The organism is Vibrio sp. 10N.247.311.51 (assembly GCF_041467855.1).
Classification (GTDB): domain Bacteria; phylum Pseudomonadota; class Gammaproteobacteria; order Enterobacterales; family Vibrionaceae; genus Vibrio; species Vibrio coralliirubri.
Map to the genome: position 1 here is coordinate 75,731 of NZ_JBFSVK010000006.1, position 22,337 is coordinate 98,067.

Here is a 22,337-nt window from a genome sequence, read left to right on the forward strand (position 1 = left end):
ACTACCCAACTGGATAAAGGAATGCTAAAATATTGACGTATATCAAATAGTGAAAGATTGTTATGATTTCTGAAAAGCCTGTGACGAAACGTGTTCAGTCTGGTGGCTGTGCGATCCATTGCCAGGATTGTAGTATTAGCCAGCTCTGTATTCCGTTTACTTTGAATGAATCTGAACTCGATCAACTTGATCAGATCATTGAGAGAAAAAAGCCTATTCAAAAAGGCCAAGAGTTATTTAAAGCCGGTGACGAGCTTAAATCTCTATATGCTATTCGCTCTGGAACGATCAAGAGCTACACGATTACCGAGCAAGGTGATGAGCAGATTACTGCATTCCACCTAGCGGGCGATCTTGTTGGCTTCGATGCGATTACTGGTGACCAACACCCAAGTTTCGCACAAGCGCTAGAAACTTCTATGGTATGTGAAATCCCATATGAGATTCTTGATGACCTATCAGGAAAAATGCCTAAATTGCGTCAGCAAATTATGCGCCTGATGAGTAACGAGATTAAAGGTGACCAAGAAATGATTCTGCTTCTTTCTAAGAAGAACGCGGAAGAGCGCCTTGCTGCATTCCTTTACAACCTTTCTACTCGCTTCTCTCAACGTGGTTTCAGCCCGCGTGAGTTCCGCCTAACGATGACTCGTGGCGATATTGGTAACTACCTTGGTTTGACTGTTGAAACGATCAGCCGTCTTCTAGGCCGTTTCCAAAAAGCAGACATCTTGAGCGTTAAAGGCAAATATATCACTATCGAAGATCACGATGCGTTGATGGAACTTGCTGGCGTTTCAAAAGAATAGTCTAGATATCAATGATGTAGTTCAATAATGAGCTACATCATGTTTCTCTCTTAAAACCTCTTATATTTCTCTTAATCTCTCCATAACTACGCTACATTATTTATATGTTCGGTCTGAAAAGTAGGCTTAGTTATGAGTATCTATAACAAAATTTTAGTTGTCGCAGACATTAATCACGACGAGCAACCTGCTCTAGTTCGTGCTATCCAACTTGCCAAGAAAAGCACCTCAACAAGCCGCATCACTTTCTTTTTGTCGATATACGACTTTTCGTATGAAATGACATCTATGCTCTCTATCGATGAAAGAGACGCAATGCGCAAAGGCGTAATTCACCAACGCGAAATTTGGATGAATAAAGTCGCAGAACCTTACCTAGATGATTCTATTGAATTTAATGTGCAAGTGGTTTGGCACAACCGTCCGTACGAAGCGATCATTGCCGAGGTATATAGTGGCGAGCACGACATCTTAATCAAAGGCACGCGTAAGCATGATACTTTGGAGTCTGTCATCTTCACTCCAACCGATTGGCACCTGTTGAGAAAGTGCCCTAGCCCAGTGCTATTGGTTAAAAACGATTTCTGGCCAGATCACGCGAAGATTTTTGCTTCAGTTCATGTCGGTTCTGAAACAGAAGCTCATTTAGAGCTTAACGATACGATGGTCGACAGATTACTAGAGATCACAGGTCGTTTGGATGCTGAACCTTTCTTGGTGAATGCCTACCCTGTGACACCTGCGAATATCACCATTGAACTGCCAGAGTTTGATCCAACGTCTTATACCGATGCGGTTCGTGGTCATCACTTAACAGCAATGAAAGCATTGCGCCAGAAGCACGGTATGTGTGAAGAACAAACTGTGGTTGAGCAAGGCTTGCCTGAAGATGTTATTCCTCGCGTCGCTTCTGAAAATAACGCTGCGATGGTGATTCTGGGTACAACGGGTCGTACTGGCTTGTCTGCCGTGTTTATTGGTAATACCGCGGAACATGTTATCGACAAGATTAACTGTGATGTGTTGGCTCTTAAACCGTCTGGTTACGTGAGCCCATTAGATCCTAACCTTTCGAAAGGTTAAGTCAGGGAAAAGTTTAACTTATAAAAAAACGCCTCAAGCATTGCTTGAGGCGTTTTTGTTTATCTAGAGCAACGCCATTTCAAATACTGAATGGCTAACGTCATCTTGATCGAGTCAAATGGCTAAACGTTGGTCACGTCGATGAACATTGACTCATCAATGTTTGAAGATGAAACTTCAGCTTCTTCGAATTCGTACGCTTTGCGGTCTTCACTACGATCTAGTGGAAGGTTTACGAAATCAAACAGCTCGCGGTCAGCCAGTTGGCTTGGGCTTACGTTCTGGATTGACTTGAAGATCTTCTCAACACGACCTGGCGTTTTCTTATCCCAATCAATTAGCATCGCTTTAATGTTCTGACGCTGTAGATTCTCTTGAGAGCCACATAGGTTACAAGGAATGATTGGGAACTCTTTGTGCTCAGCGTATTTGATTAGGTCCGTTTCACGGCAGTAAGTCAGTGGGCGAATAACAACGTTACGACCATCATCTGAACGAAGCTTTGGTGGCATAGCCTTTAAGCGCGCACCGTGGAACATGTTTAGGAACATGGTCTCAACGATGTCGTCTAGGTGGTGCCCCAGTGCGATCTTCGTTGCACCAATCTTCTCTGCGAATGAGTACAAAGTACCACGACGAAGACGAGAACATAGGCCACACGTTGTTTTGCCTTCTGGCACTTTCTCTTTAACCACTGAATACGTGTCTTTATCTACGATGTAGTAAGGAATGTTCAGTGTTTCAAAGTACTCAGGAAGAATGTGTTCAGGGAACCCAGGTTGTTTTTGATCTAGGTTTACTGCCACAACATCAAATTTGATCGGTGCTGCTTCACGTAAACGTAGCAAAATGTCTAGCATCGCAAATGAATCTTTACCGCCACTAATACATGCCATTACTACGTCATTCTCTTCGATCATGTTGTAGTCGATGATGGCATTTCCAACATTTCTTCTCAGACGTTTCTGAAGTTTGTTGAATTCAAGTGTTTCTTTTCTATTATCGTTTTGGTTCATTGCGACTCTCACACCGTCGTATTACCGACTGTAGATTGCTAGTGGGACTGTTTTAGGGCGTGGATTATACGGATTTTTATTTAATGTTGAAATAGTAACGGCAGGATAAACAAGCTGAGTAATAGAAAGATTCTGCTTTTATTGTTCGATAAGCTCCCTAGCTGGTAGAGAAACGCGGCTTCACATGCTCTCGGTTGGTATCGCAGATAAAGAAAAGCAGCCTGATCTAATTCGATCAGGCTGCTTTAAGATATGTCACAAAAGCTTAGAGGAATGATTCCGTTAACAATTATTCCATTAAAAACTATTGCGCGGGAATGTACGGCAATACGCGAACTGTTGGTTCTGGTAACGTGATGCTGTCACTTCCATTCAGTTCTTCTAAGGTGAATTTCGCTCGCCCTTCTTTGATTGGTAGTTGCTTACCATTTGAAAGCTCGATGTTACCTTCCAGCTTATTAGCGAACTCTAGCGTTAACCCTTGGATATCTGGTGTGAACCAACCAGAGAACATACCGCTGACGTCTTCAAGCATCGCCTGCATCTGTGGCAATAGGTTTTCTACCTGTGCAACTTCTACTGTGCCAGCTAAAGGCTCTTGAGTCATCACAACCAAAGAGTACGCACACTCTTGTTCTTGTGTTTGTACAAAGATAAGAGGATTCGCCGAGCGTAGGTTTTGATCTACCGGTAGAAGTAATTCATTGGCTGGAGAGACTTTTAGCTCTTCGTAGTGCTCTTCTTTTTCCATCCAAGCTTTGCTGATGTGACAGGTTTGCTGAGCTTGTTGATCAACAAAGAAGACCGCAACTTTGACATCATCATGCCCTTCTTTGGTGTTGTTTTTCAGCTGAGTATAAAGCTTAGAATACGTGAACATGTACTCTTGCGCTGAAGCAGGAAGAGAAACCCCAAGGCTTAATGAGGCTAATAAAGCGAGTGCTGTCTTTTTCATTATTATAATCTTGTCGAAGTTGAGCGTTTATAAATAGAAAGAGCAGCCAATGAGCTGCTCTTTTTGTGACATTACTTGGTATAAGCCGACTATCGACGGCAACCAAGTTGGTATCAAAATGAGTTACTTTTTCCAGTATACCTCGTTGTGACGGATCATAGCTTGTAAATCAGTCACATAGTCGGAACCTCGCTCAGAATATTTTAACAAGCCATTGGTGAGCTCTGTCGCCGTTGCAGTTGTTAAAAGATCATCACCTTGTGCAGCAAGTTCTGCACGAATCGCTCTTAGATCGGCGTAAGCACGATTACGATTAAGGTTCATGAAGTAACGATGTACGGATTCTTGGCTTGAAGAGAATGTGGCGACTTCATGCGAGCTACCTTCGTTACGTTGTAGCGGAACAAGGCCACAACCTTTGGTGTAACACCAGTGTCCGAAATAGTTGTTGGCTTTAGTAGCGAAACGTGACGTCCCCCAAGCTGACTCATTCGCAGCTTGTGTCAGTACAAGCGCTTCTGGCAGCACATTCACGCGGTTAAGCATCTCTGTTAGCCATGCCTGATCCAAACCTTCACTAGGTACTGGCAGGCTGTACAACTTCCCTAACCTTTTCGCATAAGACGCGTCTTCAGAATCAATATTGCTTAAACCAGACTCAGAGAGCTTAGATAAAAACGCGCGCTCTTTGGTGATACGCTTGTTTTCAATATTGATGCTTGGACGTAGGAACGAAAAGAACGTGTCCTTTTTCTCATTCACATCTTCGATGGCCGCAAAATTCGGTGTGTTTGAAGAAACCGTCAAGTCACCAAACTGGTCAGCTGAATTGGAGCTCTGCTCTGTCGTACGTCGACGCTCTTCTTCTTGGTAAATATAAGGACCAATCAGTGAAATAGAGCCAACAATAGCCAGTGCCGTCACTTTAAGCGCAAGTGATTTGCTTGTGCTTGCCTGTGTGTCTTTATGCATCGAACACCTGTGGGTTTTTGTTATTGTCGTCGTAATTGCTGTCGTTGTTATCGTCATCGCTCTTTGGACGGTCTGAAGCAATCAGTTTCAACTTGATGCCAAACATTTCACGGTAAAGGATACCTTTCACGTGGAAGAAGAACGGAAGAACGAAGATTAAGCCAATGCCGTACATCATCGCAGCCACGATGAACATCAACATAACCATCAGGTAAATAGACGCGACTACGAAGATCTTCTTGTTTACCGCTCTTAATGAAAGCAGCAGCGATTGCATTGGTGGCACTTTCTTATCACAAATCAGCAGAATCGAATGGCTGAACGCAAGTGAGAAGTAGATCGACAAGAATGGCAGAATCATACCTGCGATGCCTTGAAGCATTAGGCTAAACAAAGTCACCAGAATAACCGGAACCGTAAACTGCAAACCTTTACCGATGTGGCGTACTTTGGTTTGTAGGCCAGCGGCGTGGCTCATTGCCATTAAACAGATACCGGCATAGATAGGCGCGCTGATCACTTCATAGCTAAAGTTCGCAATAAAAATCGACTCAACGATTTGTGGCGTGAACGACTCTGGGTCGATAACCGCATCCAAGATAACCGCAGGATCACCAAGCTGTAGCTTTAGTGCGATATAAAAGATAGCGAGCTGCACAAACATCAAAGCAATAATCGCAGGGGAAAACGAAAGAAAGTGACTTATCGTATGTTTCCAAGCTTCTTGGAATACAGCCGTTGCTTTGAGCTCATAATCGCCAGAAAGTGCACGGTTGATACTACCGCCCAAATTAAAATCTTTTTCGATGTCGTTGTTCATATTGATACCTAGGTGTGCCGATTAAGCGAAGCCACCTAACTTATTGATAAAAAATTACCTTCATTATACTCATATGTCGGATACAAACTAAAATATGAATCTGTAACAAGGCTTGCTTTTGCGTCTTAATGGTTAATAATTAGACACTTGTTAGGGTGTAAACCCAGTAAATAACAGTATGGTAAAGGATGTTTACTTTTACCTGCGAAATTTTTTATCTTCGAAAGGTAAAAAATGCTTTGAATTCACGTTTTTGGTGATTATGATGCGCGCCTTAAAGGTGTATAGCAACAGGTCTCAAATAGAACCAAGGTGGAGAAAAACAGACGTTGAACGCTAAAAAATCAGTAGGAAAGCCAGTAGTGCAGCTAACTGGCATCAGTAAAAGTTTCGATGGTAAGGAAGTCATCGGCAATCTGGATTTAAACGTAAATCATGGTGAGTTTCTCACGATTTTAGGCCCATCAGGTTGTGGTAAAACAACCGTGCTAAGAATGATTGCGGGTTTTGAAACGGCAGATAGTGGTCAAATACTATTAGCTGAACAAAACGTAACCCAAGTTCCTGCTGAACAAAGGCATGTAAACACTGTATTCCAAAGCTATGCCCTATTCCCGCATATGACCGTTTTCGACAATGTGGCATTTGGCTTACGCATGCAAAAAGTTCCAAACAGCGAGATTGAACCTCGTGTAATGGATGCTTTGAAAATGGTGCGCCTAGAACAAATGGCACAACGAAAGCCACACCAGCTATCTGGTGGTCAACAGCAACGTATCGCAATCGCTCGTGCTGTCGTTAATAAGCCTAAAGTTCTTTTGTTGGATGAATCTCTATCTGCTCTGGATTACAAACTACGTAAACAGATGCAAATCGAGCTGAAACAATTACAACGCCAACTTGGTATCACGTTCATTTTTGTAACGCATGACCAAGAAGAAGCGCTGTCTATGTCTGATCGTATTATTGTTATGCGTGATGGCGTGATTGAACAAGACGGAACGCCAAGAGAGATCTACGAAGAGCCTAAGAACCTATTTGTAGCGCGTTTCATTGGTGAAATTAACGTATTCGAAGCGACAGCGAAATCTCGTCAAGATGAAAAACGCATTGTTGCGACAATCGAAGGTGAAGAGTCCATTATCTATCACGATAAAGACGTAACACCGGGTCAAAAACTGCAAGTATTGCTTCGCCCTGAAGATCTTCGTATCGAAGAAATTAAAGAGTCTGAGCAACGCGGTATTGTTGGCCACATTGTCGAGCGAACCTATAAAGGCATGACATTAGATTCAGTCGTAGAACTTGAATCTGGTATGCGTGTCATGGTTAGCGAATTCTTCAACGAAGATGACCCTGATGTTGATCACTCACTGGGCCAAAAAGTTGCAGTAACTTGGGTTGAGAGCTGGGAAGTGGTATTAGAAGATGAGCAAGAAGTTTAATTTACAAAACGCAATTGTTGTTTTAATCACAGGTTGGTTAGTGCTGTTCGTGATGATTCCAAACATCATGATCATCGGTACTAGCTTCTTAACTCGTGATGAAGCGAACTTGATCGAGATGACCTTCACTCTCGATAACTACGTGCGTTTGGCTGACCCGCTGTATTTTAAAGTGTTGATGCACTCTTTCTATATGGCAATTGTCGCAACCCTACTTTGTTTAATCATTGGTTACCCGTTCGCTTACATCGTGGCAAAAATGCCGGCGAAGTGGCGTCCAATCATGTTGTTCCTAGTGATAGTGCCATTCTGGACTAACTCTTTGATTCGTACATACGGATTGAAAATTGTACTGGGTACCCAAGGTGTCTTGAACAAAAGTTTGTTAGCGCTCGATATCATTGATAAACCGCTACGTATCATGTACTCAGAAACCGCAGTAATGATCGGTTTAGTGTACATCCTACTTCCGTTTATGATTCTGCCGCTGTATTCAGCGATTGAAAAACTGGACGATACGTACTTAGAAGCGGCTAAAGATTTAGGTGCGAACAAACTGCAAACGCTATTGAAAGTTGTACTGCCACTAACAATGCCGGGCATTATTGGCGGCTGTTTATTAGTACTACTGCCAGCGTTAGGTATGTTCTACATCTCTGACCTATTAGGCGGAGCCAAGAACCTATTGATTGGTAACGTGATTAAGAGCCAGGTGCTCAACGCTCGAGACTGGCCGTTTGGTGCAGCGACGAGTATCGCACTGACCATGGCAATGGCTGTGATGCTGTATGCCTACTACCGAGCAGGTAAGCTATTGAACAAGAAAGTGGAGCTAGACTAATGGGTCGCACAGTTAAGTTCAGCTTTATGGCGCTGGTATACGCCTTTCTATACCTACCTATTATCGTATTGATCGCTAACTCGTTTAATGCCAATAAGTTTGGTATGAAATGGGGTGGTTTCACCACTAAATGGTATGACGCGCTTATTAACAACGACAGCCTAATGCAGGCTGCGTGGCACTCGATCAACGTAGCGGTGTTCTCTGCAACAGCCGCAACGATTGTCGGGAGCCTTACAGCAGTAGCCCTATTCCGTTACCAATTCAAAGGTAAAGGCATCGTAAATGGCATGCTGTTCATCGTAATGATGTCTCCTGATATCGTAATGGCGATTTCGCTTCTTGCGCTATTCTTGGTAATGGGTGTTCAACTGGGGTTCTTTACCCTACTTGCTGCTCACATTACCTTCTGTCTACCGTTCGTTGTAGTAACAGTATACAGTCGCTTGAATGGCTTTGATGTGAAGATGCTAGAAGCCGCAAAAGACTTAGGTGCAAGTGAATGGACGATTCTAAAGCAGATCATTCTACCTCTTGCTAAGCCAGCGGTTGCTGCGGGTTGGTTATTGAGCTTCACTCTGTCTTTGGACGATGTGATCATCAGCTCTTTCGTAACCGGCCCAACGTATGAAATCTTACCACTGAAGATTTACTCAATGGTTAAAGTGGGTATCTCTCCTGAGGTAAACGCCCTAGCAACAGTGATGTTAGTGGTGTCGTTAATACTGGTGATCATTTCTCAGTTATTAGCGAGAGAAAAAATCAAGTAAGTCTCCTACTCTATATAGAGACTGGCTTGATTAAGAAGTTAAGAGACTTCAAGTTCTAAAAAGTGTTAATCATAAACAGAATGGTAAATTGCCATTCTGTTTTTCTATCTACTGCCTTCGGGCAACGTTTAGTTTGGAGCTAACGTCAATGAAAAAATGGGCTACTCTATTAGCTGGTAGTGCATGTGCGCTTTCAATGTTATCTGCACCATCATTTGCAAAAGATAACAAAGAATTGGTATTCATGAACTGGGGACCTTACATCAACAGTGAGATTCTAGAACAGTTCACTGATGAAACTGGTATCAAGGTTATCTACTCGACTTACGAATCGAACGAAACCCTGTACGCAAAGCTAAAAACACACAACAAAGGCTATGACCTAGTTGTGCCGTCGACTTACTTCGTATCTAAGATGCGTGACGAAGGTATGCTACAAAAGATCGACAAAACTAAGCTGAACAACTTCAAGAATCTAGATACTAACTACCTAGATAAGCCGTACGACCCAAGCAACGACTACTCTATTCCACACGTAGTTGCGATCACAGGTCTTGCTGTTAACACTGACATGTTCGATCCAGAAGATTTCCAAAGCTGGGCTGACCTATGGAAGCCTGAGCTTGAAGGTCAACTGATGATGATGGACGACACTCGTGAAGTGTTCCACATCGCACTGCGTAAGTTAGGTTACTCAGGTAACACAACCAACGAGAAAGAGATCGACGAAGCTTACGCTGAACTACAAAAGCTTATGCCAAACGTTCTAGTATTTAACTCAGACAACCCAGGCGCGCCTTACATGTCTGGTGAAGTGGGTCTTGGTATGCTGTGGAACGGTTCTGCTGCTGCAGCGCAAAACGAAGGTCTACCAATCAAACTGGTTTTCCCTAAAGAAGGCGGTATCGGTTGGGTTGATAACTTTGCGATTAGCTCTGGTGCGGTAAACGTAGAAGCAGCTCATAAGATGATCGATTTCCTACTTCGCCCTGAAATTGCTGAGCAAATTTCTCGTGACACAGGCTACCTAACGGCCGTTAAAGCGTCTAACGAGAAGTTCAAAGATAGCCCTGCGCTATTCCCATCGCAAGAAGACCTTGATCGTGTTGAATGGCAAGCTGCGGTTGGCGATAAGACAGTGAAGTACGAAGATTACTTCATGAAACTTAAAGCAGGTCAGTAATTTAGCTTATTATCTCATGGCAACTAAGTAACTGGTTTACTTAATAAGCCGATATAGAAAATCAATAAGTTAAAAATAAGAATATCAATGAATAGGCAGCTTAGGCTGCCTATTTTATTATATCGCTGCTATAATATAGCGCGATTTTTCGAAATCCTTTTACCTTGGGTTCACTACCCAGCTCCAAATCAAACAAATGAACGGAACAGTAATGAAAAAAACACTGTATACCGGCGCATTGTGTGCTGCTACTTTACTTTCTACACCCTCTTTCGCAGCTGACCAAGAACTGTATTTTTACAACTGGTCTGAATATATTCCAAATGAAGTACTAGAAGACTTCACAGAAGAGACTGGCATCAAAGTCTTCTACTCAACTTACGAGTCTAACGAAAGCATGTACGCTAAGTTAAAAACTCAAGGTACGGGTTACGACTTAGTGGTTCCTTCTACTTACTTCGTTTCTAAGATGCGTAAAGAAGGCATGCTTCAAGAGCTTGATAAAACCAAGCTAAGCCACTTTGCAGATTTGGATCCAAATTACTTAGATAAGCCATTTGACCCAAATAACAACTACTCAATCCCATACATTTGGGGTGCGACGGGTATTGGTATCAACTCTGACATGCTAGACAAGTCTTCAGTTAAAAACTGGGGCGATCTGTGGGATACGCAGTGGGAAGGTCAATTGATGATGATGGATGACTCTCGTGAGGTTTTCCATATCGCTCTATCTAAACTGGGCTACTCTCCAAACACGACTAACCCTGAAGAAATCAAAGAAGCCTATGAAGAACTTCGTAAGCTAATGCCAAACGTATTGGTATTTAACTCAGATTTCCCAGCGAACCCTTACCTAGCGGGTGAAGTGTCTCTTGGTATGCTTTGGAATGGCTCTGCTTACATGGCACGCCAAGAAGGCGCAACGATTGACATTATCTGGCCAGAAAAAGGCGCTATCTTCTGGATGGACAGCCTAGCAATTCCAGCAGGTGCAAAGAACACTGAAGCGGCTCATAAGATGATCGACTTCCTTCTTCGCCCAGAGAACGCTGCGAAAATTGCTCTAGAGATCGGTTACCCGACACCAGTTAAAACCGCTTACCCTCTTCTTCCTAAAGAATTTGCTGAAGACAAGAACGTTTTCCCACCACAATCAGTGATGGATAACGGTGTTTGGCAAGACGAAGTTGGTGAAGCGAGTGTCATTTATGACGAGTACTTCCAAAAACTTAAAGTAAACAACTAGGTTCTTGCTAATAAGTTAATTAAAGCGGCGTAAGCCGCTTTATTTTTATCTACACTTTATATAGGATTAATTTAAACCGTATAAAGTTCGATTTAATATGCCTGCAAACCCTATTTTATTGATTGTGACTCTGATGCTCGTGGCGTCATTCTTGATGCTTGGTCTGAGCACATTCATTCACATAGATTCTAATTACGACCTGTTCTTCGAAACGAATACGCTCGTGATTACCATGTACATCTATTACGTTGCTCGTCACGCTATTCGCCCTCATAAAATCCTTCGCTGCGGCGCTCTACTGCTTATTTTCAACCTCTTTTATGATGTAACGACAGAGCTCAAATATCTTGATGAGTGGGCAGATAGAAACGAATTACTCGATACATTTCTTGAAGATGGTTCATTGCAGATCGCCTTCCTACTTATCGCTTACGGTATTACTGAACTGACAACCAAATTGAAAGATCAGGGCAAGCAAGATGAGCTAACAGGCCTATACAATCGCAAGAAGTTCGACGCGATCCAGCTTAAGGAGTTCGAGCTAATTTACTTTGATTTGGATGGATTAAAGCAGGTCAATGACCGCAAAGGGCATCAAGTTGGCGATCTGATGATCGTTCGTTTCTCTCAAGCGCTCAGTCAAGCTGCACTTGAAGATGAAATGGTCTTTAGGGTTGGAGGCGATGAGTTTGTTGCGACAGCCCAACTTGGCCGTGGAGGCGAGTTTGTTACTCAACTTACTAACCTACTGCATGGAGAAAACATCAGTTTCTCTTACGGAATTGAAGTGACCAATCAAGATAACTTCAAACAGGCGCTTATTGAGTCCGATAAGGCAATGTACGAGATGAAGAAAGCCCAACGAACTTAATTGAATCTTGCTTTAATGACCGCTCCTGACTTATGACACTTGCGAAAGCGTAAGTAGAAACAAAAAAGCAAACATACATGTGACTATAAGGTTCTTAAAGCCGATGTACATTTGCCATTGATAACGGATTAGGAAGTATTAAGCCGTTAGAGAGCCCTTCTCTGAACATAACAGCTCGCCAACCAGTTTAGGCACCTCGATACTCGCCTTGCCATAACGCTTCTCTTCAAATTCACTTTCAACCGCACTAGGTTCGAGGTTTATCTCGATGGTATGCGCACCATGCATTTTCGCATCATGAACAAAGCCTGCCGCTGGATAAACAACCCCTGAAGTTCCGATAGAGATAAACAGATCTGCTTCTTCGAGTGCTGAATAGATGTCACCCATTCGTAATGGCATTTCGCCAAACCACACAATATGAGGGCGCATTTGAGCTGGAATTTGACAGCAGTGACAAAGTTCACCTGTTTCGATGTCACCTTTATGTTCGATAACTTGATTGGATTCACTGCAACGTGCTTTTAAAAGTTCACCATGCATGTGAATAATGTTGTTGCTACCGCCTCTCTCGTGCAGGTTGTCGATGTTCTGAGTGATGATTGTTACTTTGCCATCAAGTTTGTCTTCGAGCTCACCTAGCGCCTTATGGGCCGAATTTGGTTGAATGGTCTCACCTTGTAAGCCATGGCGACGCTTGTTATAGAATGCTTGAACCAAGTCGGGATCTTTTGCAAACCCCTCTGGAGTAGCGACATCTTCGATTTTATGGTTTTCCCATAGCCCGTCTTGTGCTCGGAATGTTTGTATCCCCGACTCCGCAGAGATGCCAGCGCCAGTAAGAATTACGATATTTCGATATGGGAAATGCATACAACGTCCTTTTCAATATGTCACTTTGTAACAGCTTAGCACTGTTCAAATTCCAACAATAGTTTTAGGGATTAGACCATAGTCTTAGGCAACTGAATTCATTGGCTATTTGTGACATAACTCGCTTGATGGGTGCTGCCGTTGTTACGCAAACTCTCCGTTTTGCTTTTCACCGAACCAAAAAAGCGACCGAAGCCGCTTAGTTCTGTTTAACTGATGCCTACTTGATGAGCCTAAACCCATCAAAGTGAACGACGTTAGTCTTCGTTGATAGACGAGATCTTATGGATTGAAAGATCCGCGCCGTTGAATTCGTCTTCTTCACTTAAACGCAGGCCTGTTAGTTTGCTCAACACACCATAAACAATCATTGCGCCAATCAATGCCACAGCAATACCCGCTAGTGTACCGACAACTTGAGAAGCAAAGCTCACGCCCCCTAGCCCCCAGAATGTCTGCGAACCGAAGATACCTGCTGCAATGCCACCCCAAGCACCACATACGCCGTGTAGAGGCCACACACCCAGTACATCATCAATCTGTGTTTTGTTTTGCATGTAAGTAAATAGGTAAACAAATAGCGCGCCTGCCACGCCGCCCGTCACCAAAGCGCCAAGTGGGTGCATCAAATCTGAGCCCGCACAGATAGCGACGAGACCAGCCAAAGGACCATTGTGGATGAAGCCTGGGTCATTTTTACCTGCAATTAGAGCCGCAAGAATACCGCCAACCATTGCCATGAGTGAGTTCATCGCCACCAAGCCGCTGATACCATTGATCGCTTGAGCTGACATCACGTTAAAGCCAAACCAACCCACACATAAGATCCAAGAGCCTAGTGCTAAGAATGGGATATTCGATGGTGCAAAGTTGGTGTGTTTACCCGCACGGATTCGACCTTTACGCATCCCTAGGAAGTAAACCGCAACCAAAGCAATCCAACCACCTACGCCGTGAACCACTACAGAGCCTGCGAAGTCATGGAACCCATAACCAAACTGGCCTTCTAGCCAATCTTGGAATCCAAAGTTGCCGTTCCAAATGATGCCTTCAAAAAATGGATAGATGAAACCAACCGTAAACAGTGTCGCAATCAAAATTGGGTAGAAACGTGCACGCTCTGCGATACCGCCTGAAACGATCGCTGGGATTGCCGCTGCGAATGTCATAAGGAAGAAGAACTTCACCAGCTCATATCCGTTGCCTTGCGACAGTGTTTCTGCGTCTGCAAAAAAGTGTGCACCGTAAGCAACCCAGTAACCGATAAAGAAGTAAGCAATGGCGGAGACACCAAAATCCGACAGGATCTTAACGAGCGCGTTTACTTGGTTCTTCTTTCGAACGGTACCGACTTCTAGAAATGCAAAGCCAGCGTGCATCAAGAAAACCATGATGGCACCGAGTAATAGGAATAAAGTATCTGAACTTTGGGTAAGGGTTTGTACTGCACTATGAACTTGAGTCACCGTTTCACTCATTAAAGCATTCTCCTTCGCTTTATCTGATTTGCACTGATATCGTGCGATTCAATGTTGTAATTAATTAAAGACTCAACAGTGAACGCAAGATGCGTTCCAAGTGTGTGGTGTAATTTTCGTGCAACAGTTTTTACTTGTAACTTGCTGATTAATTGATAATAAATTTATCGGTGCACTTTCTTGGTTCTTAATAAGCGTGAAAATGGAAACAAGAATTGCACCAATTAAGGGAGTTGCACCATATTGAAGCGGTCAATACCATGCTTCATTAAGTTTCGTTGCTGATTAGAAACAAAAAGCCCAATGACCGAAATCATTGGGCTTTCAAAAGGACTATTGTGCTAGATAATTCGCTATCTAGTGAGTCTATGCTCGACTACAAGTTTGGACCTGTTGTCGGGTTTTGCGGTAGGTTTTGACTTAAACGCTGCATACCTTGATACATACGAATAAACCAAACCACAATCGCAACACCACCAAACAACATGCCTACATACGGGATGTAGTAAGCGATGTCATCGATAATGTGGTTTTGATACCAGTAATCGTTAACACCGATCAACACGCCATTAGAGGTTGCTACGGTCACGATAAGCACAACAAAGAACGTCAGGTTCAAGAAGAACGAGCGAATCAAGCCGTAGTAATGGGTATCCACTACTTCGCCGTCTTCACCTTTATCTAAACGATAGCCTGCGTAGATGATGGCAATTACACCAGAGAGAAGACAAGTAAATGGTGTAAAGCAGCTTAGGATGTAAGCAACCCAAATACCTTTATGAGGTTTGTTCATTCTTATTCACCCCTTCACTTTTCTCTGTTGCTGCGTTAGCGCTTTGTTCAACGCCGTTTTTCTCTTGTTCCATCACTTCATTGTACCAAAGGTCATGGTGCTCTTTTGCCCAAGTTTCATCAACTTCGCCTGTTACCATGCCTTCTAGTGCACCTTCCATACCGAACAAGCCGATGTAGATGTGGAACACAAAACCACAGATAAGGATCAAAGCAGCCAACATGTGGACTAGGTTTGAAAGCTCCATATCTCGACGGGTTTGACCGAAGATTGGGAAGTCTAAAACCAAACCACTGATCGCAGCGACACTACCCATAACAATCAATAGCCAGAACAGTGCTTTCTCACCCGCGTTCGAAAACTCAGCAGATGGATGAGAACCTTTATGTTTCCCTACCATGCCGCCCAGTTTCATGAACCACTGGATATCGACCATCTTGAAGATAGACTTACGCCACCACTTGATAAGAACAGCCATCAACAGCACATAGAAAATTGGGCCGATGTAGTTATGGTATTGCTTAGCCAGTAGAACGATGAAGCCCCAAAGGTCCGTTGGAATGTACGGCTTCAAGAAGTGCTTACCGTAAACCAACATCAAACCACTGAATGCCAGTGTTAAGAAGGTAAACGCCATACTCCAGTGTAAGGCACGGTCTAGTCGAGACCAACGTTTGATTTTACGACCAGTTCTTGGCGCGCTCAGCATTAGCGGGCCAATCACAACGTACATCAAAGTCACGAAAGCAATACTGCCAAAGATCGCGACAGCACCGGCTGGTGACATCCACTTCTCTTTCAATATGTACCACGTTTGACCCGGAGTACTGATCAACACACCGTGCTCAGCTGATTGAGATGTGGTGTAACCTTCCTCACCATTTCTTACTTGTCGCCAAAAATCAGCGCCAGCAAGTTGTGTGATTTCTCGTTGAGCAGAGCTCGATTGAGTTTGTGATGAGTTCGTCTCAGATGCATGACTCATAGGAGAAAGCATTGTTAGTGCTGCCAACATCGGCAGCACAACAAGGAAGAGACGCTTAAACATTGTAAGCATATGTCTCTCCTACTTAGCTCTTAGTCGCATCGTAAGAAAGGTCGTTGCCGTCTGTCCAACCTGCACCTTTCGCACCACGTTCAACAACACGCTGACGGAAAACATCAGAAACTTTCTCTGCGTCACCCGCTAGCAGTGCTTTGGTTGAACATAAAGAAGCACACATAGGTAGTTTGCCTTCAGCAATACGGTTCGCTCCGTACTTCTGACGCTCTTCAACAGAACCTGGCTCTGTTTCAGGGCCACCTGCACAGAATGTACATTTGTCCATCTTACCGCGCTCACCAAATGCTTCCTGTTTAGGGAATTGAGGTGCGCCAAACGGACAAGCAAACAAGCAGTAACCACAACCAATACATAGGTCTTTATTGTGAAGTACGATGCCGTCTTCTGTATGTTCAAAACAGTCTGCAGGACAAACTGCCATACAAGGTGCATCAGTACAGTGCATACACGCTACTGAGATAGAGTTTTCACCCGGTTCACCGTCGTTTAGTGTTACAACGCGGCGACGCTGAATACCCCATTCCAGAGCATCATCATTTTCATTCTTACATGCAGTGACACAACCGTTACATTCGATACAACGCTTGGTGTCACAAAGAAATTTCATTCTAGCCATTTTAAGACTCCTTACGCTTTACGAATATTACAAAGGGTTACTTTCGTTTCCTGCATCAACGTGACAGGGTCGTAACCGTATGTGGTTGCTGTGTTAGCAGCTTCACCAATAACGTAAGGATCAGTGCCTTTTGGATACTTAGAACGCAAATCTTCGCCTTCGAACTTACCACCGAAGTGGAATGGGATGAACGCCAGACCCGGTTTCACACGACGTGTTACCATCGCTTTCACCTTAATTCGGCCCTTCTCAGCACCTTCAACCCAAACGTCATCGCCATCTTTAAAGCCAATGTCGTTTGCATCTTTCGGGTTCACTTCAACAAACATCTCTTGTTGTAGTTCTGCTAGCCAAGGGTTAGAACGAGTTTCTTCACCACCACCTTCGTATTCAACCAGACGACCGGAAGTAAGAATAATCGGGTATTCACCAGACTTGTCTTGCTCTTGGATTGACTTGTACAACGTAGGAACACGGAAGATTGCTTCCTTGTCATCCCATGTTGGGTAGTCAGCAACTAGGTCACGACGCGGTGTGTAAAGTGGTTCACGGTGCAGTGGTACGCGGTCTGGGAATGTCCAAACGATCGCACGCGCTTTCGCGTTACCAAAAGGAATACAACCGTGCTTGATAGCCACGCGTTGAATGCCGCCAGAAACGTCAGTCTTCCAGTTTTTACCTTCAGCAGAGGCTTTCTCTTCTGCTGTTAGGTCATCCCACCAACCCAGTTGTTTCAGTAGTTTGTCACTGAACTCAGGGTAGCCATCTTTGATTTCGCTGCCTTTTGAGTAGCTGTCTTCCGCCAATAGGCTTTGACCTTCAAATTCCACACCGAAACGAGTACGGAAGTTACCACCACCTTCAGCGACAGTCTTAGACGTATCGTAAAGGATATGCGTACCCGGGTGTTTCATCTCTGGGTTGCCCCAACATGGCCAAGGAAGACCGTAAGTCTCGCCATTCGCTGGGCCGCCTTCTGCAGCAAGTGTGGTTTTGTGGAATGTGTGCCAGTTTTGTTGGTGTTCTTTCAAACGCTCTGGACTTTGACCTGTGTAACCGATCGTCCACATACCTTTGTTGAATTCACGTGTGATGTCTTCAATCAATGGTTGGTTGTTCTCAACACGGATGTTTTTGAACAGCTGATCAGAGAAACCAAGCTTCTTAGAAAGAAGGTACATGATTTCGTGGTCAGGCTTAGATTCGAACAGAGGATCAACAACCTTGTCACGCCACTGTAGCGAACGGTTTGATGCCGTTACACTGCCGTAGGTTTCAAACTGAGTAGTAGCTGGAAGCAAGTAAACGCCATCAGTACGATCGTTCATTACTGCCGCGACTGTTGGGTATGGGTCAACGATAACCATCATATCCAGCTTTTGCATCGCCTTCTTCATTTCTGGACCACGAGTCTGAGAGTTCACCGCGTGACCCCAGTAGAACATGGCACGGATGTTTTCGCGCTGACGAATCTTGTCTTTGTCTTCAAGCACGCCATCAACCCAACGAGAGACAGGAATACCTGCACTGTTCATTGGTTTTTGACCGCCGTATGCGTTGTCGTCGAAACGACCTTTGATCCAGTCAAAGTCTACGTCCCAAACTTTCGACCAGTGGCGCCATGAGCCTTCAGACAAGCCGTAGTAACCTGGAAGAGTGTCTGACAGTACGCCAAGGTCAGTTGCGCCTTGTACGTTATCGTGACCACGGAAAATGTTTGCACCGCCACCTGACTTACCGATGTTACCTAGCGCAAGCTCAAGTACACAGTAAGCACGTGTGTTGTTGTTACCAGTCGTGTGCTGAGTACCACCCATACACCAAACGATACAACCCGGACGGTTTTCAGAAAGCAGTTTTGCTGTGTGGTAAACGTCTTCTTCGCTTACGCCAGTAACGCGCTCAACTTCAGCTGGGCTCCACTTCGCAACTTCTTCACGGATCTCGTCCATGCCGAATACACGTTGGCGGATGAATTCTTGGTCTTCCCATTTGTTAGCAAAGACATGCCATAACACGCCCCAGATAAACGCAACGTCTGAACCTGGGCGAAGAGAAACATAGTGATCAGATTTCGCAGCAGTACGCGTACGACGAGGATCCGCAACAACGATCTTACAGTTGTTCTTCTCTTTCGCGATTAAGATGTGTTGCATCGCTACTGGGTGAGCTTCTGCAGGGTTCGAACCAATGAACAGCATCGACTTACAGTTGTGCATGTCATTGAACGAGTTTGTCATCGCACCGTAACCCCAAGTGTTTGCAACACCGGCTACTGTGGTTGAGTGACAAATACGCGCTTGGTGGTCAACGTTGTTGGTGCCCCAAAGCGACGCCATCTTACGGAATGCGTAAGCTTGTTCGTTACTGTGTTTTGCACTACCTAGGAAGTAAACCGAATCAGGGCCAGACTCTTTACGAAGTTCTAGCGCTTTGTTACCGATCTCTTCAATCGCTTGTTCCCAAGAAAGCTTCTTCCACTTACCGCCTTCCAGTTTCATTGGGTACTTAAGACGACGTTCACCGTGGCCGTGTTCACGCAGAGCTGCACCTTTCGCACAGTGTCCACCAGCGTTGAATGGGTGATCGAACGCAGGCTCTTGACCTGTCCAAACACCGTTTTGAACTTCAGCGTAAATACCACAACCCACAGAACAGTGAGAACAGATAGTACGTTTCACTTCTGTTTTCGTTTCAGGGTCGACTGATTTAGCCTGCGCCTTTTTCATCATGCCCGGTGCGAATAGACTTGCGCCTACTACCGCGCCACCAGCGGCTAATGAAGTGTTTTTCATGAAGGCACGTCGAGACACACCCAGTTGATTGGTTTCTTTGCTCACACTATCGGAGCGTTTGACAAGTTTCATCCGTTATCTCCTAAAGTGTGTCGTAGTAATCGCGAATGTGTTGCGTTTCACGATAGCCCGTCTTCTTCATGTCTTCTTTCGGCATTTCAACCGTTTCTGAAGCAGTTGCCACTTTCGTTGTACCAGCGACAACGGCACCAGCAACGGCTGCAGTCGTTAAGCCTTTGAGTAAGTCCCTACGGCTTGAGTTTATTTCTTTATTATCTTTCATCATTGCTTCCTTACCTTACGGTAGATCTTTTTGGAGGCTTAATGCCCCTCTATCGATATAATCGCGTACTGCTCGATTACTCGTAATCAGTGACGTTTTTCACATCAATCTTTAATTTATGCTTACTGCTTTTGGTATTAACGCTAAAACGCACTTGCTCTAACGTTAGGAATGCTTCACACAGCTGAGCCGCTGATTTGTAGAAGTTCGCACTTTCTGCACTTTCAAGCTGACGCGTAAAAGAGTTGAACCAAGGACCAAGGTGCTTATTGAAAACGGCTTGTTGAAGTGCTTCTTCTTCACCGTTTAGCATGGCCATTACTTCACACAATGCCGCAATATGATCTTCTGGCTCTTTCACTTGATCGTCACGCTCAATGCCTAAAAGCTCTAAATCATGACGAATCTCTGCCAATGGTTTTTCCATCATGGCGCCAGTTCTATGCCAAGAACCAAATGGAACAATCTCTCCACGGCCAATGCCAATGAACAGGTCTTGATATTCGTCTTCTAATGCTTCGCGATTTGATTCCGTTGCCGCTTGTTGAATCGCAATCCAAGCTTTTTGCATCGCGCTCTCAGACGCTTCAATGTCTAGCATCTTAAGGAAATCAATCACCTCTTCAGAAGGTGCGCTTCGAAATAATGCAGAAAGAACCAAATAGATTTCAGTTCTTAGTGTCTGTTCTTGATCTAAATTTGTTTCCAATGCCAACTCCTAGTATTTCAGTTGTTTCAATGGGTCTTGAGCCATCGAATCAAACATATCTATCACACGGCAGTCTTCACACATCGCAATACGGTTGATTGCTGATTCGTCTGAAAAATGAGAGTGACCGCGTAACTTATTTTGTAACATGTCAATCATAGACTGCGGTGCGAATGGCTTATGACAACGAATACATTCCGCTGCCTTCTCTTCATGAATCACAACGGCCTTCTGACGTTCTTCTTTCACCCAGTTCATACGAGGCGTTAGAGTCAGAACATTTTCAGGACACGCTTTTTCACACAGACCACATTGAATACAGTCTTGTTCTACAAACTTAAGTGATGGAGATGCGCCATCGGTATGAAGAGCACGTGTAGGACAAACAGCCACACAACTCATACACAAAGTACAATCTTTGCTTTCACACGAAACCGTGCCATATGGCGCATTCGAAGGAAGCTCAACGATGTTCTCAACAGGAATGCGAGATGAAGACATAGCATCAAGTGCTGTGAATAGACGTTGACGTTTATTGCCTTGAAGATCGCCAAGTGCAAGATCGAATGAATCAACACAAAGTGTTGGAGGACCTTCACGTAGAGACTCTAAATACAGGATATCGATGGTTTCTTTTGGAACACCGATTTGGTCTAGTAACTCTTGAGCGATCCCTACTTCGTTATTAAGAACACGAATGATGGTTTCTGGCATAAAACGAGAAGCAGCAAACAGAACTTGAGTTGCGCCATTCACTAGCGCTGCAAACCAAGTATCAATACCAATAGAAGGCAGTTCTTCAACAACGATTGGAATCACGTTATCTGGCAATGCTTTTAGCGCCATCACATTGTAGGTTTCATGACGAGAGCTGCAGATAAGTACGATTGGATCCAGACCGCCCGCTTGCTCATAATTCGCTAGCGTACGTTCAATAAACTTTTGTGTATCGTCAGGATTTGGAAGCGCATAGGTAATTGCTTCTGTAGGACAGCTAGTTGCACAAGTACCAACGCCTTGACATAGGTAAGGGTTAATCTCAATCTTGTGGCCTGTCTTATCAGAGCCTTCACTTGAAAGTGCGCCAGCGGGACAAGCATCTACACAACGCTCACAGCCTTTTACGCCACGAGAACTGTGTGCACAAAGGTCAGTGTCTAGACGGAAGAACTTAGGCTTATCAAATGTGCCCATAAGCGTTGGAATCTCTTCCAGTGCTTCAGCCAGTTTTGGATAGCCACGGCCTACAGGGTAATAACCCGGTACAGGTACTTCTTCTGTCATGCAGCTATTCAGACATAGGTCTAAAACAACATCAAAACAATCGTGATTAATCGCGACCTTCGCCAGGTTGCTTGATGTGCCTTTGTTTTCGATCACAACTTCAAACGTGCCAAGGAAACCGGATACTTGAACCGAATTCGCGAAGTACAGTTCTGGGTTTGTGCCCTTTTCGCCATCTGTTGACAATAAGGTTAGGCTCGTCAATTGAGGTAATTGAGCCGCAGCACTTTCAATGATCGCAGTTGGACCAATAACAAGAGTATTACCGCCGCTTTCGTAGCTAACGGTAGGTGGAATCAGATTTGTTAACTCAACTGTATTTTCAAATGCATACAGTCTTGCTTTAGCGTTATTTGAAGTTGCTTGTTCTAATAATTGTTTAAGCATTGCTCAGTTCCATCTTTGGACATGGATAATCTGTTCAACTTT

At 44.2% G+C, this 22,337-nt stretch carries 21 protein-coding genes; 8 read left to right on the plus strand and 13 right to left on the minus strand.

The window, feature by feature from the left end:
• Positions 1-62: 62 nt before the first annotated feature.
• Together AB6E85_RS07585 and uspE are read left to right on the plus strand one after the other, a co-directional pair.
• Positions 63-809, plus strand: a complete 747-nt coding sequence (locus AB6E85_RS07585) for an FNR family transcription factor (RefSeq protein ID WP_017059637.1) — start codon at positions 63-65, stop codon at positions 807-809.
• 132 nt (positions 810-941) lie between these two features.
• The gene (gene uspE / locus AB6E85_RS07590) at positions 942-1,892 is read left to right on the plus strand and encodes a universal stress protein UspE (protein WP_102321163.1); all 951 of its coding nucleotides are present in this window, start codon (positions 942-944) and stop codon (positions 1,890-1,892) included.
• Positions 1,893-2,014: 122 nt separating this feature from the next.
• Here the strand turns inward: uspE and ttcA are convergent, their stop codons facing one another.
• The 4 genes from ttcA to AB6E85_RS07610 form a co-directional block, all read right to left on the minus strand.
• Positions 2,015-2,908, minus strand: coding sequence for a tRNA 2-thiocytidine(32) synthetase TtcA (gene ttcA / locus AB6E85_RS07595; RefSeq protein WP_372142095.1), 894 nt, complete (start codon positions 2,906-2,908; stop codon positions 2,015-2,017).
• Between the two features lie 304 nt (positions 2,909-3,212).
• Complete coding sequence (locus AB6E85_RS07600; protein WP_372142096.1) at positions 3,213-3,863, minus strand: DUF2987 domain-containing protein; 651 nt, start codon at positions 3,861-3,863, stop codon at positions 3,213-3,215.
• Positions 3,864-3,986: 123 nt separating this feature from the next.
• Complete coding sequence (locus tag AB6E85_RS07605; RefSeq protein WP_372142097.1) at positions 3,987-4,835, minus strand: glucosaminidase domain-containing protein; 849 nt, start codon at positions 4,833-4,835, stop codon at positions 3,987-3,989.
• Positions 4,828-5,655 (minus strand): hypothetical protein, encoded by an 828-nt coding sequence (locus tag AB6E85_RS07610; RefSeq protein ID WP_372142098.1) that lies wholly within the window; start codon positions 5,653-5,655, stop codon positions 4,828-4,830. The genes AB6E85_RS07605 and AB6E85_RS07610 overlap by 8 nt, the downstream gene beginning before the upstream one ends.
• 329 nt (positions 5,656-5,984) lie before the next feature.
• Here AB6E85_RS07610 and potA point away from each other — a divergent pair, with 329 nt between their 5' ends.
• From potA to AB6E85_RS07640, 6 genes are all read left to right on the plus strand, one after another.
• Entirely contained in the window at positions 5,985-7,100 is a 1,116-nt protein-coding gene (potA, locus tag AB6E85_RS07615; protein WP_017059631.1) for a spermidine/putrescine ABC transporter ATP-binding protein PotA, read from the plus strand.
• Positions 7,084-7,941: a spermidine/putrescine ABC transporter permease PotB gene (potB, locus tag AB6E85_RS07620; RefSeq protein WP_372142099.1), complete on the plus strand. Its 858-nt coding sequence runs from the start codon at positions 7,084-7,086 to the stop codon at positions 7,939-7,941. The genes potA and potB overlap by 17 nt, the downstream gene beginning before the upstream one ends.
• Positions 7,941-8,711 carry a spermidine/putrescine ABC transporter permease PotC gene (potC, locus tag AB6E85_RS07625; RefSeq protein ID WP_004733706.1) on the plus strand — a complete coding sequence of 257 codons (771 nt, stop codon included), beginning with the start codon at positions 7,941-7,943 and terminating at the stop codon, positions 8,709-8,711. The genes potB and potC overlap by 1 nt, the downstream gene beginning before the upstream one ends.
• A 148-nt stretch (positions 8,712-8,859) precedes the next feature.
• Positions 8,860-9,894 carry an extracellular solute-binding protein gene (locus AB6E85_RS07630; protein ID WP_372142100.1) on the plus strand — a complete coding sequence of 345 codons (1,035 nt, stop codon included), beginning with the start codon at positions 8,860-8,862 and terminating at the stop codon, positions 9,892-9,894.
• 211 nt (positions 9,895-10,105) lie between these two features.
• Positions 10,106-11,143, plus strand: coding sequence for an extracellular solute-binding protein (locus tag AB6E85_RS07635; protein WP_017066410.1), 1,038 nt, complete (start codon positions 10,106-10,108; stop codon positions 11,141-11,143).
• Between the two features lie 97 nt (positions 11,144-11,240).
• On the plus strand, positions 11,241-12,014 hold the full coding sequence (locus tag AB6E85_RS07640) for a GGDEF domain-containing protein (protein WP_372142101.1): 774 nt from the start codon (positions 11,241-11,243) through the stop codon (positions 12,012-12,014).
• A 138-nt stretch (positions 12,015-12,152) separates the two neighbouring features.
• Here AB6E85_RS07640 and cobB read toward each other — a convergent pair whose 3' ends face one another.
• The 9 genes from cobB to AB6E85_RS07685 form a co-directional block, all read right to left on the minus strand.
• Positions 12,153-12,887 (minus strand): Sir2 family NAD+-dependent deacetylase, encoded by a 735-nt coding sequence (cobB, locus tag AB6E85_RS07645; RefSeq protein ID WP_372142103.1) that lies wholly within the window; start codon positions 12,885-12,887, stop codon positions 12,153-12,155.
• A 257-nt stretch (positions 12,888-13,144) separates the two neighbouring features.
• Positions 13,145-14,365: an ammonium transporter gene (locus AB6E85_RS07650; protein WP_048610990.1), complete on the minus strand. Its 1,221-nt coding sequence runs from the start codon at positions 14,363-14,365 to the stop codon at positions 13,145-13,147.
• A 376-nt stretch (positions 14,366-14,741) separates the two neighbouring features.
• On the minus strand, positions 14,742-15,158 hold the full coding sequence (locus AB6E85_RS07655) for a hypothetical protein (RefSeq protein ID WP_010440849.1): 417 nt from the start codon (positions 15,156-15,158) through the stop codon (positions 14,742-14,744).
• Entirely contained in the window at positions 15,142-16,215 is a 1,074-nt protein-coding gene (locus AB6E85_RS07660) for a formate dehydrogenase subunit gamma (RefSeq protein WP_372142105.1), read from the minus strand. The genes AB6E85_RS07655 and AB6E85_RS07660 overlap by 17 nt, the downstream gene beginning before the upstream one ends.
• A gap of 13 nt (positions 16,216-16,228) precedes the next feature.
• On the minus strand, positions 16,229-16,837 hold the full coding sequence (gene fdh3B, locus AB6E85_RS07665; protein ID WP_004742271.1) for a formate dehydrogenase FDH3 subunit beta: 609 nt from the start codon (positions 16,835-16,837) through the stop codon (positions 16,229-16,231).
• 11 nt (positions 16,838-16,848) lie between these two features.
• Positions 16,849-19,704 carry a formate dehydrogenase subunit alpha gene (locus tag AB6E85_RS07670; protein ID WP_372142107.1) on the minus strand — a complete coding sequence of 952 codons (2,856 nt, stop codon included), beginning with the start codon at positions 19,702-19,704 and terminating at the stop codon, positions 16,849-16,851.
• Positions 19,705-19,714: 10 nt separating this feature from the next.
• Positions 19,715-19,915, minus strand: coding sequence for a twin-arginine translocation signal domain-containing protein (locus tag AB6E85_RS07675; RefSeq protein ID WP_048610996.1), 201 nt, complete (start codon positions 19,913-19,915; stop codon positions 19,715-19,717).
• 76 nt (positions 19,916-19,991) lie between these two features.
• Entirely contained in the window at positions 19,992-20,624 is a 633-nt protein-coding gene (locus AB6E85_RS07680) for a molecular chaperone (RefSeq protein WP_372142109.1), read from the minus strand.
• A gap of 9 nt (positions 20,625-20,633) precedes the next feature.
• On the minus strand, positions 20,634-22,295 hold the full coding sequence (locus tag AB6E85_RS07685; RefSeq protein ID WP_050634332.1) for a 4Fe-4S dicluster domain-containing protein: 1,662 nt from the start codon (positions 22,293-22,295) through the stop codon (positions 20,634-20,636).
• Positions 22,296-22,337 lie beyond the last annotated feature (42 nt).